At 52.4% G+C, this 12,121-nt stretch carries 11 protein-coding genes, 2 tRNA genes and 1 rRNA gene; 2 read left to right on the plus strand and 12 right to left on the minus strand.

Going from position 1 to position 12,121, the window contains the following annotated elements; all coding sequences use genetic code 11:
- Positions 1-4 precede the first annotated feature (4 nt).
- The 4 genes from ilvM to CWS43_RS23120 all read right to left on the minus strand — a co-directional run bounded on the left by ilvM (position 5) and on the right by CWS43_RS23120 (position 3,531).
- Positions 5-268, minus strand: coding sequence for an acetolactate synthase 2 small subunit (ilvM, locus tag CWS43_RS23105; RefSeq protein ID WP_101079476.1), 264 nt, complete (start codon positions 266-268; stop codon positions 5-7).
- On the minus strand, positions 265-1,911 hold the full coding sequence (gene ilvG / locus CWS43_RS23110; protein WP_101079477.1) for an acetolactate synthase 2 catalytic subunit: 1,647 nt from the start codon (positions 1,909-1,911) through the stop codon (positions 265-267). Before ilvG ends, ilvM begins: the two co-directional genes overlap by 4 nt.
- 147 nt (positions 1,912-2,058) lie before the next feature.
- Positions 2,059-2,160, minus strand: coding sequence for an ilv operon leader peptide (gene ilvL, locus CWS43_RS23115; RefSeq protein ID WP_015699153.1), 102 nt, complete (start codon positions 2,158-2,160; stop codon positions 2,059-2,061).
- A gap of 132 nt (positions 2,161-2,292) precedes the next feature.
- Positions 2,293-3,531: an MFS transporter gene (locus CWS43_RS23120; RefSeq protein WP_101079478.1), complete on the minus strand. Its 1,239-nt coding sequence runs from the start codon at positions 3,529-3,531 to the stop codon at positions 2,293-2,295.
- A 367-nt stretch (positions 3,532-3,898) separates the two neighbouring features.
- On the opposite strand from CWS43_RS23120, the gene CWS43_RS23125 reads away from it, so the two are divergent.
- Positions 3,899-5,434, plus strand: a complete 1,536-nt coding sequence (locus CWS43_RS23125; RefSeq protein WP_101079479.1) for a YifB family Mg chelatase-like AAA ATPase — start codon at positions 3,899-3,901, stop codon at positions 5,432-5,434.
- Positions 5,435-5,458: 24 nt separating this feature from the next.
- Here the strand turns inward: CWS43_RS23125 and CWS43_RS23130 are convergent, their stop codons facing one another.
- Positions 5,459-5,797, minus strand: a complete 339-nt coding sequence (locus tag CWS43_RS23130; RefSeq protein WP_095924170.1) for a DUF413 domain-containing protein — start codon at positions 5,795-5,797, stop codon at positions 5,459-5,461.
- Positions 5,798-5,915: 118 nt separating this feature from the next.
- On the opposite strand from CWS43_RS23130, the gene hdfR reads away from it, so the two are divergent.
- Positions 5,916-6,740 (plus strand): HTH-type transcriptional regulator HdfR, encoded by an 825-nt coding sequence (gene hdfR, locus CWS43_RS23135; RefSeq protein WP_101079480.1) that lies wholly within the window; start codon positions 5,916-5,918, stop codon positions 6,738-6,740.
- 12 nt (positions 6,741-6,752) lie between these two features.
- Here the strand turns inward: hdfR and yjfF are convergent, their stop codons facing one another.
- From yjfF to rrf, 7 genes are all read right to left on the minus strand, one after another.
- Positions 6,753-7,739, minus strand: a complete 987-nt coding sequence (yjfF, locus tag CWS43_RS23140) for a galactofuranose ABC transporter, permease protein YjfF (protein WP_101079481.1) — start codon at positions 7,737-7,739, stop codon at positions 6,753-6,755.
- Positions 7,739-8,758: a galactofuranose ABC transporter, ATP-binding protein YtfT gene (gene ytfT / locus CWS43_RS23145; RefSeq protein WP_101079482.1), complete on the minus strand. Its 1,020-nt coding sequence runs from the start codon at positions 8,756-8,758 to the stop codon at positions 7,739-7,741. The genes yjfF and ytfT overlap by 1 nt, the downstream gene beginning before the upstream one ends.
- 10 nt (positions 8,759-8,768) lie before the next feature.
- Entirely contained in the window at positions 8,769-10,253 is a 1,485-nt protein-coding gene (gene ytfR / locus CWS43_RS23150) for a galactofuranose ABC transporter, ATP-binding protein YtfR (protein WP_101079492.1), read from the minus strand.
- Positions 10,254-10,361: 108 nt separating this feature from the next.
- On the minus strand, positions 10,362-11,318 hold the full coding sequence (gene ytfQ / locus CWS43_RS23155; protein WP_101079483.1) for a galactofuranose ABC transporter, galactofuranose-binding protein YtfQ: 957 nt from the start codon (positions 11,316-11,318) through the stop codon (positions 10,362-10,364).
- Positions 11,319-11,708: 390 nt separating this feature from the next.
- A tRNA-Trp gene (locus tag CWS43_RS23160) sits at positions 11,709-11,784 on the minus strand.
- Between the two features lie 53 nt (positions 11,785-11,837).
- A tRNA-Asp gene (locus CWS43_RS23165) sits at positions 11,838-11,914 on the minus strand.
- 87 nt (positions 11,915-12,001) lie between these two features.
- A 5S ribosomal RNA gene (gene rrf, locus CWS43_RS23170) occupies positions 12,002-12,117 on the minus strand.
- Positions 12,118-12,121: the final 4 nt, after the last annotated feature.

Consider the following 12,121-nt stretch of genomic DNA (forward strand, 5'->3'; position numbering starts at 1 on the left):
TTACTCACGCGTTCGCGCGTATTTGTTGTGATGTATGTTGCTGGATCTCGACACAGGCGACATCCATAAGTTTGCTTAACTGTGAAGACAGTAAATCTACCGGCCGCTGGCTGGCAACGGTCAATTCGATATTTATATTTTCCGCATTGACCATCGGGGTCATGTTCATTGCGCACACCTGAAAACCACGGTGGCGAACAACGCGTAATACGCGTTCTAACATTTCGGGGCGGAAACGGGCCTGGATTGAGACGTTATGCTGCATCATGACATTTTCTCCAACATGGTTTCGTTGCCTGCGCCCGGTGGAACCAGTGGCCAGACATTCTCGTTTTCGTCGATGGAAACCTGGAGCAAATACGGGCCTTCGCTATTGAAGAACGCGTCCAGAGCGGCATCGACTTGGTCTTTACGGTGGATGCGCTGGCCGGGGATATTGAATGCGCTGGCCAGCGTCACAAAATCGGGGTTATCAGAGAGGTTGGTTTCACTAAAGCGTCCGTCGAAGAACAATTCCTGCCACTGCCGGACCATCCCTAACCGCTGGTTATCCAGCAGCAGGATTTTAACGGGCAGCTGTTTTCGCTTGATGGTGCCCAGTTCCTGAACGTTCATCATGAAAGAACCGTCACCCGAAACGCAGATCACCATGTCATCCGGACGCGCAACCTGTGCGCCAACGGCAGCAGGAACGCCGAAGCCCATCGTGCCCAGACCACTGGATGTGATGAAGTTTTCCGGGCGGGTGAACTGCATGTGCTGCGCGGTCCACATCTGGTGCTGGCCGACATCGGTGGTAACAACGGTATTGGCAGATTTGCGATCGGAGATTTGTTTCAGCAACAGCGGTGCATAAATGGCTTCGCCCGGATGGTCGTAACGCCATTCGCCCTGCGCTTTCAGGGTCATCACTTCATCGCGCCAGGCATTGATGTTCAGCGGCTGTTGCAGCGCCGGTAACAGCGCATTCAGATCACCCTGCAACGCAACGTGCGCCTGACGCAGTTTGTTCAGCTCAGCCGGGTCGATGTCCATGTGGATAACGGCGGCATTCGGCGCGAAGGTATTCAGTTTGCCGGTCACGCGGTCATCAAAACGCGCCCCGACGGCAATCAGTAAATCACAGGACTGAACGGCCAGATTCGCCGCTTTCGTGCCGTGCATCCCCAGCATTCCCAGATAACACGGGTCGCTGGCATCCGGCGCGCCCAGGCCTTTCAGCGTGGCAACAGCAGGAATACCGGTCGCCGAGATAAATTGACGTAACGCCGGAACCGCCTGTGCGATGCCCACACCGCCGCCCACGTACAGCATCGGTTTTTGCGCTGCGGCAATCATCGCGCTGGCTTGTTTCAGTTCAGCAGCCGGATGCGGGAAAGTTTCTTCGACCGCGACCAGATGCGGCGGTAATTCGCCAACCGCTAACTGGATATCTTTCGGGATGTCGATCAGAACCGGGCCCGGACGCCCTGAGCTGGCGATAACAAACGCTTCAGCCATGATTTCCGGCAGCGCTTCCAGAGATTCCACCAGGAAGCTGTGTTTGGTACAGGCCAGAGATAATCCTAAAACGTCGATTTCCTGGAAGGCGTCGGTGCCGATAAACGCGGAACCGACCTGACCGGTGATAGCCACCAGCGGAACGGAATCGAGCAGCGCATCAGCCAGACCGGTGATCAGGTTGGTGGCACCAGGCCCGGAAGTGGCGATACAAACGCCGACTTTTCCGGTAGAACGGGCATAGCCGATAGCGGCCATTGCGGCACCTTGCTCATGCCGGCACAACAGGTGTTCCACGCCGCCGTCATACAGTGCATCGTATACCGGCATGATTGCCCCGCCAGGATAACCAAATACTGTATTTACACCCTGCGCACGCAACGCTTGTACTACCCACTGTGCTCCGTTCATCTTTATTCTCCTGCCTTTTTGCGACAAGTGCAGAATATTATGCTGTTGCTCATTTTCCGACCCCGCTTCACTGTTCTCTGAAATACCTGACCCAAAAAAAAACCCCGGACCTTTCGGTGCGGGGTTTCTTTTCAGGTTCAGGCTTGTTTAATAAGCCTTTCTTCGTCCAAGTGCAGCCCCGCACGGTGGGATAATAATCACCACCACGCTAATCACGACTAGGCTAACTACGAGGAGAAGGGCTTTCATTTTTTGGTTTCTATAATTCATCTTGCGAACGATTGCCTACAGAGTTATCACAGTAATGCATTTAATGACAACACTTTTCTTGCGTTATTATTTGCGACGCGCTGCACAATCCGGCAAAAATAATCTGAAAAATCAAACCTTAGCAGGCTGATCTGTTCTCTGATTATTTATTGCTCCCGTTATCGCTTTTCCGCGTGTATCCCGCCCGAATGCAACCAGTACAGAAATCACGATCGCCACCGTCCCGGCGACAATCGCCATCGCCAGCCCGTAGTTATGTCCGTGACTTTCGGCAATGCCTGCCTGCAATGTCGCATTGACCGACGCCAGCAAATTCCCGAGCTGATAAACAAATCCGGGCAATACGGCGCGGGTGTTCGCAGGCACCAGCTCAGTGAGATAAGACGGCACAACGCCCCATGCGCCCTGCACCATAAACTGCATCAGGAAAGCGCCAAGACCGATGGTCCAGGTTCCGCTGGAAAATGCCCACAGCGGGATCACCGGTAATGACAGTAAAGCCGCGATAATAATGGCTTTTTTACGACCAATCTTCTCTGAAAGCGTACCGAAGAAGATACCGCCAATGATTGACGCAATGGTGTAACCGATAGCAATCAAACTGACCGTATGTGCATCAAAACCGTGCTGAACTTTCAGGAATGACGGGTAGAGATCCTGCGTTCCGTGGCTGAAGAAATTGAAGGCCGCCATCAGAACAACCAGATAAACACAAAGTTTCCAGTGTGATTTGAGCACCGGCAACAGCGCAGTGCTTTCCTTGCGTTCACGGGCGGCAAGCCAGACCGGCGATTCCTGCACCTTGAACCAGATGAAAGGCAGCAGGAAGATCGGCACCGCACCGATGACAAACATTCCGCGCCAGCCAACCATCTCCGAAAACAGCCCGTAAACCACCGCAGCCAGCAGATATCCGAACGGATAACCGGCTTGAAAAATACCGGACATCATGCCGCGCGAACGGTCAGGAATAGTTTCCATCGCCAGTGAAGAAGCCACGCCCCACACGCCGCCCATCGCCACACCATAAATCACGCGCAGGATAAGGAAAACGGTCAGGGACGGCGCAGCGGCCGTGCAGAGTTCAAAAACGGAAAAGCAGGCAATATTCACCATCAGCACCGGTTTGCGCCCGTATTTTTCCGCGGCCCGCCCGAACACCAGCGCGCCGATGGGCCGCACCGCCAGTGTCAGCAAAATCGCCAGCGTGACTTCTTTGATATCGACATGAAAGGCTGTCGCTATATCACTGAGAAGAAAGACTAAAATGAAGAAATCGAAAGCATCGAGCGTCCAGCTTAAAAAGCTGGCGATGGCAACATTACGCTGCCGGGAGGTCCAACCAAACATGGGTTTATCCCTATTCCGGAATAGCTGTAGGCAGTGCTCTCACTGAACTGTTCCGGAAAATCCTCAGCGAGGCAGAGAGATGTTAATCAATAATTGATATTTGTTTCTTTATTGTTAAATACATAAAGATTAAACACCTCTGCCTGTATAAACAGCAACTTAATTAGCCCGCTAATTTGTTTCCGAAGACCTCAATTTGTTAATGAGTATTACCGCGAGTGCGGCGCACTACGCACTTCCGCAATGCAACCTGATGAACCCGCGAGTCTTTTTACGTGACGCTGCGCATTTGGCAGATCTTCTTCCCAAAATCGTTACCGACTGCGGCATGCTGCCTTTCAGGAAAATTCACAGCCAAGGAAGAAGCATGTCATTAGCCGTGGTGTATACCCGCGCATCACTGGGTGTTCAGGCTCCCGGTGTCTCCGTTGAAGTGCATATCAGTAATGGCTTACCGGCCCTGACGCTGGTCGGTTTACCCGAAACGACCGTCAAAGAAGCCAGAGACAGAGTTCGAAGTGCCATCATTAACTGCGGGTTCACTTTTCCCGCAAAGCGCATCACGGTCAACCTCGCCCCGGCTGATTTGCCCAAGGAAGGCGGTCGATACGATTTGTCGATCGCCCTGGCGATTCTGGTGGCCTCTGAGCAGCTTCAGGGCGACAAACTGGAGGAATATGAGTTTTTGGGCGAGCTCGGGCTTTCTGGCGCGTTACGCAGCGTCAATGGTGCGATTCCTGCCGCACTTGAGGCGCAAAAAGAAGGCCGGACGCTGATTCTGCCGCAAAGTAATCAGGCAGAAATGACACTGCTTGATCCCGGTGTGGCACGGGTTGCCGGGCATTTGCTGCAGGTTTGCGCTTTTTTGCAGGGCGGGGACAACCTGCCGGAAATTGAATATCCGCCCGTTGCGCCGGAACACACCTCCCAGCCAGACATCGCGGATATTATTGGTCAGGAGCAGTCAAAGCGCGCACTGGAGGTCGCGGCCGCCGGTGGTCATAACTTATTGTTGATTGGGCCACCCGGTACAGGGAAAACCATGCTGGCAAGCCGTTTACCGGGCTTACTGCCATTGCTCAGCAATGAGGAAAAGCTGGAAACCGCCGCCATCGCCAGCCTGGTTTATAACCCGGAGGAAGACGGTGCGTTTTCCCGCGTGCGGCCTTTCAGAGCCCCCCATCACAGCACATCAATGAGCGCGCTGGTCGGTGGCGGTTCATTGCCCAGGCCGGGAGAAATCTCACTGGCGCACAACGGCGTATTATTTCTGGATGAGCTTCCTGAATTCCAGCGGCAGGTGCTGGATGCATTGCGCCAGCCGATGGAATCCGGGGAAATCACAATTTCACGCGCACGGGCAAAAGTTCGCTATCCGGCAAGAGCACAGCTGATTGCCGCGATGAATCCCAGCCCGACCGGGCACTATCAGGGCATCCACAACCGCACGCCGCCACAGCAGGTCTTACGCTATCTGAGCCGGCTTTCCGGCCCTTTCCTCGACAGATTCGATTTATCAATTGAAGTGCCGCTGTTGCCACCCGGGATTTTGAGCCAGCAAAATCATACGCCCGTCGTCAGGGAAGGCAGCACACAAGTACGCGAGCGGGTGCTCATCGCCCGGGAAGTTCAGCTAAAACGGGCAGGTAAAATCAATGCCCATATGAGCAGCAGTGAAGTGGAAATCTATTGTGTATTAATCAAAGAAGATGCGGAATTTCTGGAGGAAGTGCTGCATAAACTGGGGCTGTCGGTCAGAGCCTGGCATCGTATTTTGAAAGTGGCAAGGACGCTGGCTGATTTGGCGGGCAATGAAGCGATTGAGCGCAAACATATTGCTGAGGCACTGAGCTATCGCAGCATGGATAGGCTATTGTTAACATTGCATAAGAGTCTGGCATAAAAAACGGGGCATCGCCCCGTTTCATTAGTCATCACTTTCCGTGTAGTCTTCTACAGCGTCTGCCTGCGGTTTACCACCGGACAACGTGTGGAATTTCTTCGGACGACGCGTGCGGACAATGTATTTGTTCCACACTTTTTCTGCATCTGTCACAGGTTCGCGCGTACCGCGGCAAACCTCCAGGAACAGCTTTTCTTCATCGGTAACGGGCTCACGTTTTCCCAGATCCAGCTCGTTAAAAGCAAAGCCGTAACGTTCTAGCATTTGCGCTTCTTTAATGGTGAAATCGCCATGCCGGGAGAACCCGCGAGGGTAATGTTTATTATCAAAAAAACGATTTGTCGTGGTGAAGCTTTCCGCCATCTGACACGCTCCTAATTCTCTCATGGTCGTGCTGTTATGGCGCGGAGTATTAGTTAGGCTTGACATTGTGTAAAACAAAACATTTAAATCTTAACGACAAAAATTATTGGAGATAGTTTTGGACACGGAATTACTGAAAACCTTTTTGGAGGTCAGTAGAACTCGCCACTTTGGTCGGGCGGCGGAATCCCTTTATCTGACGCAATCCGCTGTCAGCTTTCGTATCCGACAACTGGAAACCCAACTTGGCGCTAATTTATTCACACGGCATCGTAATAATATCCGTTTAACGCCCGCAGGAGAGCGTCTGCTGCCCTATGCAGAGAATCTGATGTCTACGTGGCAGATGGCGAAAAAAGAGGTTGTGCGCTCGCTACAGCACACAGAATTGTCTATTGGCGCGACGGCATCGCTTTGGGAAGCCTATCTGACGCCCTGGATGCAGTCACTTTACACACAACGTGACACATTGAGGCTGGAAGCACGCATCGCATTGCGCCAGTCACTGGTCAAACAATTGCATGAAAGACAACTGGATTTACTGATCACCACTGAACCACCGAAGATGGATGAGCTGTCGAGCCAGCTCCTGGGTAATTTCTCGTTACGACTTTTTTCATCACATAGAACGGCCAGAGGGGAACACCCGCCTTATGTAAAACTGGAATGGGGAGCAGATTTTCCACAGCAGGAGAAGCTGCAAAACAGCGATCAGGAACCCGTGCTGACCACAACGTCTGCGCATCTGACGCGTCAGTTACTGGAAAATACCGGCGGCTGTGCTTTCCTTCCGGCGCATTGGGCAAAAGAATACCCGCAGTTGGCCGCGCACGAAGATGTTCCACCGGTGATCCGCCCGTTGTATGCCGTCTGGCTGCAAAACAGCGATCAGCAGGTTCTGATCCGTCAGTTACTCAAAACACCGCTGATCACTAATTTCTGATGCCGTCCTGACTCAGGACGGCTCTGGCCGCGGATGGCGCGCCCTTCTGGAAGTCCAGAAGGTGCCCATGCCTTTTTGTAGTCCGATAAAAATAAACAGCAAAACGCCCATAACGATTTTCGTCCACCACGAACTGAGCGTGCCATCAAACGTGATGTAAGTCTGGATAAGCCCCTGAATTAAGACCCCGAACAAACTCCCCAGCACCGTTCCTACGCCGCCGCTCAAGAGTGTGCCGCCAATGACCACGGACGCAATCGCATCAAGCTCAACGCCGCTGGCCGCCAGCGCATATCCGGCAGAGGTGTAAAGCGAGAAAATGATCCCCGATAACACCGCCAGCGTGCTCGACAGCATGTAGATATAAATCGTAGTGCGCCTGACGGGAACTCCCATCAGCGCCGCAGAAACATTGCTACCGCCGACGGCGTAAACGTTATTACCGAAACGGGTACGGTGAGCCAGGATGATGCCGCCAAAAACGACCAATAACATCACCAGAGCCAGCAGCGTGAAACGACCGCCACCCGGCATTTTCCATGCATAGTTAGCGAGGAGATCATAAACGGGATGATTAATCGGCAGAGACTCCTCAGAGACGATAAAGCTCATCCCGCGCACGAAAAACATCCCCGCCAGCGTGATGATAAAAGCCGGGAGTTTCAGTGTGTCGATGATCCAGCCCATCAGCGCCCCAAACAACGCCCCCATCAGCAGGACAATCACAAATGCATAACCCGGCGCGACGCCGTAATCGCCAATCAATTTTGCCAGCAACACTCCGGTAAACGCGATAACAGAGCCGACAGACAGATCAATCCCGCCCGAAAGAATCACAAACGTCATGCCCACGGCCACAATGCCGAGAAAGGCGTTATCGGTCAGTAAATCGAAGAAGACGCGCGTCGATGCAAATCCGGGAAATTGCGTAAAGCAGTATGCATATCCGGCAAGAAAAACCACAATCGTAATCAGTAAGGGCAGATTTCTTTTAAGCATTATCCCTTCCTCCGGAACAGGTTACTGAAGGAAACGCGCGGTGATTGCACCACCAGTACGGCCAGAACAACCAGCGCTTTCAGGACAAGATTGAATTCTGGTTTGAAGCCGGATAACAGAATGCCGGTATTCATCCCCTGAATAATCAGTGCCCCGATAACCGAAAGCAGGAGATTAAAACGCCCGCCTAACAGTGAACCGCCGCCGATAACGACCGCCAGAATCGCGTCAAGCTCCAGCCATAAGCCCGCGTTATTGGCATCAGCCCCGCGGATATCCGCCGTGACAATAACACCCGCGACAGCCGCACATATCCCGCAGATAACGTAGGTAGAAATGAGCACCAGGCGCGCATTCACACCGGCGTTATAGGCAGAGCGGATATTGATGCCGACAGACTCAATAAACAGCCCGAGCGCCGTTTTTCGCGTGAGCGCCCAGACTAAAACCAACATCACCACTGCGATAATCACCGGCATCGGAAGATAAAACAGCGAGCCACTGCCAAACTGCGATAAACCGTTATGTTCAAATGTGACGATTTGCCCTTCGGTGATTAGCTGTGCAATGCCGCGCCCGGCCACCATGAGCATCAACGTAGCGACAATGGGCTGAATTTGCAGAACAGCGACCAGAAAACCATTCCACAGGCCGCAGATTGCACCAACACCGATAGAAACGAGTAACACTATCACCAGAGGGTATCCCTGAACTGTCAGGGTCGCCGCCGTTGCACCGGCAATGGCCATCACCGCACCAACGGAGAGATCGATCCCCCCTGTGGCGATAACCAGCGTCATCCCGAGTGCCAATAAGGCCACAGGTGCACCGCGGTTGAAGATATCGACCAGGCTACCAAACAGGCGCCCATCCTGAATATGAATAGAAAAAAAGCCTGGTGCCACCAGGCTGTCGATCACCAATATTGCGACGAAAGCGCCGATTTGCGTGGCACCTTTAGGAAATACCCATCTTACTTTGCTCGGCTTTCCCGTCATTGGCAGACTCCTGTTGCTCATCAGTCTCTCCTCATTGCGCCGCAATGGCTTTCATAATGGCTGGCACAGAGATCTCGGCCTGCTCAATTTCAGCAACATGACGGCGGTCGCGCAGCACCACGATACGGTCGGCATATCCCGACAGTTCTTCCAGTTCAGATGAAATAACCAATAACGCCAACCCTTCGTCGCAAAGTTTTTCAATCAGACGGATAATTTCGGCGTGTGCGCCGACGTCGATCCCGCGGGTGGGTTCATCGAGAATAAGAAAGCGTGGATCCGTGGCAAGCCATCGGGAAAGCAGGACTTTTTGCTGATTACCGCCAGAAAGATACTGAATTTCCTGCTCAGTGCCGGGCGTGCGGATGCCCAGGAGTTTGATAAATTTTTCGGCTATCTGATGCTGCTCTTTCATTGGCAATGGGCGTAACCAGCCGCGCTGCGCCTGTAAGGCCAGAATGATATTTTCGCGAACCGTTGCCGCACCAATAATCCCGTCGGTCTTACGATCTTCAGGGCAATAACCAAATCCAAGCTTCGCCGCTTTCCGTGGTGTAGTAATGGTTTCTGCCTTACCATCAACATGCGCATTGCCGCTGTCATGTCCTTTAATACCAAAGATCAGCTGTGCGGTCTCTGTCCGCCCTGATCCTAATAACCCCGCCAACCCGACGATTTCGCCACGGCGAACTTTCAGGTCGAAATGTTCAATCACACCGCGACGCCCGTAGTCTTTGAAATCGACCAGCGCCTCGCCTGTGACATTCCGGTGTTCAGTACGTTTCAGCAGGCTTTCATCAAAACTGTGCCCAAGCATCATCGGCACGAGATCGATACGTGGAAAATCCACGGTACGTTCGGAGCCAACGCGCTTCCCATTACGCAACACCGTAATCCGGTCGCTGATGCGGTAAACCTGATCAAGGAAGTGCGTCACGAAAATCATCCCAACGCCCTTATCGCGCAACTGGACGAGAATATCGAGCAACATGCTGACTTCTCTGGCATCCAGACTGGCGGTCGGTTCATCGAGAATAAGAACCTGGGCAGAAAGGTCTACGGCCCGCGCAATCGCCACAATTTGCTGTATGGCAATGGAATAGGTGGAAAGTGGCTGGCTGACATCAAGGTGCAAACCGTAGCCTTCGAGAAGCGCTTCAGCCTGCCGTTCCATCTTGCGCTGATTCACCAATCCGAAGCGGGTCGGTTCACGTCCGATAAACAAATTGGCTGCAACGGAGATATTCGGCAGAAGGTTTACTTCCTGATATACCGTACCGATACCCAACGACTGGGCATCTGCGGTATTCACCGGTTCGATGGATTTTCCATTAAGCAAGACCTGACCTGCGGAGCGTCTATAAACGCCGGTCAGCGCTTTAATCATTGTAGATTTCCCCGCTCCGTTCTCGCCCAAAAGCGCAACAATTTCGCCACGTTCAAGGGTAAAGTCGACATTTTCCAACGCTTTTACACCGGGAAACTCTACTGATAAACCGCGCACTTCAAGCAGCATTTCTGAACCAGGATTATTCGTCACGTCACTACTCCTGCTGCATCCGCCAACGGCGAAAAGGGAATAATTTTTACCGGCTTACCTGTCAAGCAAGCCGGTAAAATCGGCTTAATAACCCATGTCTTTTTTCATGTCATATTCTTTCTGAGCCATATCAGGCAGGATCAGAGCAGACTGAGTCTGGATAAATTTCTTCGGCTGAGTGCCATCCTTTTTCATTGCGATCAGCGCATCAAATGCCGGGCCGGCCATGTTTGGAGTCAGTTCGACAGAGGCATTCGCTTCACCAGCCAGCATGGCTTTGTAAATATCCGGAACACCATCAATTGAAACGATTTTGATCTGCGAACCCGGCTTCAGGCCAGCTTCCTTGATGGCCTGAATCGCACCGATGGCCATGTCATCGTTATGTGCGTAAACAGCACAAATATTTTTGCCGTTTTGTTCTGCCTTGATGAAGCTTTCCATGACTTCCTTCCCTTTGCTGCGGGTGAAGTCGCCGGATTGTGAACGGATAATTTTGACATTAGGCGCGGCTTTCAGCGCATCGGCAAAACCTTGTTTACGGTTTAAGGCAACGCTGGCACCGACGGTTCCCTGCAATTCCACGACGTTACAAGGTTTACCCGCGACTTCTTTTACCAGCCAGTCACCAGCCACTTTACCTTCGTAAACGCTGTCAGAAGCAACCGCAGCGGTGTAAAGCGTCGGATCGCTGACTTCGATAGTACGGTCCAGCAGGAATACCGGGATCTTGGCTTCTTTGGCTTCTGTCAAAACAGGAGCCCAGCCGGTTGCGACAACAGGTGCGATGAAGATCGCATCAACACCCTGGGCAATGAATGAACGTATCGCTTTGATTTGGTTCTCTTGTTTCTGCTGGGCGTCAGCAATTTTCAATGTAATGCCGCGTTTTTCAGCTTCTGATTTCGATACTTTAGTTTCAGCAGAACGCCACCCGGACTCAGAACCGATCTGCGAAAAACCCACAACCAAAGGAGCCGCCTGCGCCGCCCCACAAAGTGCTGTTGCAACTGCTGCTGCCACAAGTAAACGTTTGTACATGTCTTTTTCCTCGCGTGTAGTCTGAGCTACTTTTTGTTATGACTCGTTGGGTACGGCCAGGATGTTCATCCGACATATGCACTCCCCCTCCCGGTTAAAACGTCATAAAAAGAGGGAATGCCATATGCCAGAGTCGGGCAATCGTCATCGGACGATGATTAGGTTTAGTACACTGGGAAAATGGGAGCATGAGCGCGGTCACATACGGGGATAACAATCGATTAGTACATGTATTCAGCCAAAATATAACAAAAAACAATCAGAAAAACGGGGGCGAGTGGGCCTGTATGGTGAAGAAGTAGGCTAAAGGGTGGGTTGACGGGAAAGGAGGGCAGAGTTGCAAAATTTCAAGACGAAAAAAAACCCCTCGCTTTCGCGAAGGGTTCAATATGGCAGGGGCGGAGAGACTCGAACTCGCGACACCCGGTTTTGGAGACCGGTGCTCTACCAACTGAGCTACGCCCCTAAATTACGCTTACTATTATGCCTGCTAATTTAGCAGGCATAATTTTTAATAATTGGCGGAACGGACGGGGCTCGAACCCGCGACCCCCTGCGTGACAGGCAGGTATTCTAACCAACTGAACTACCGCTCCACCGGTTCTTTCACCCATATCAGAAATCGTCTGATACAAGTTTGTTCCTGTTAATTTCCTTGTCAGGGGAAAAGGAACTAATTTGATGCCTGGCAGTTCCCTACTCTCGCATGGGGAGACCCCACACTACCATCGGCGCTACGGCGTTTCACTTCTGAGTTCGGCATGGGGTCAGGTGGGACCACCGCGCTATTGCCGCCAGGCAAA

The organism is Rahnella sp. AA, assembly GCF_002834385.1.
Lineage (GTDB): Bacteria > Pseudomonadota > Gammaproteobacteria > Enterobacterales > Enterobacteriaceae > Rahnella.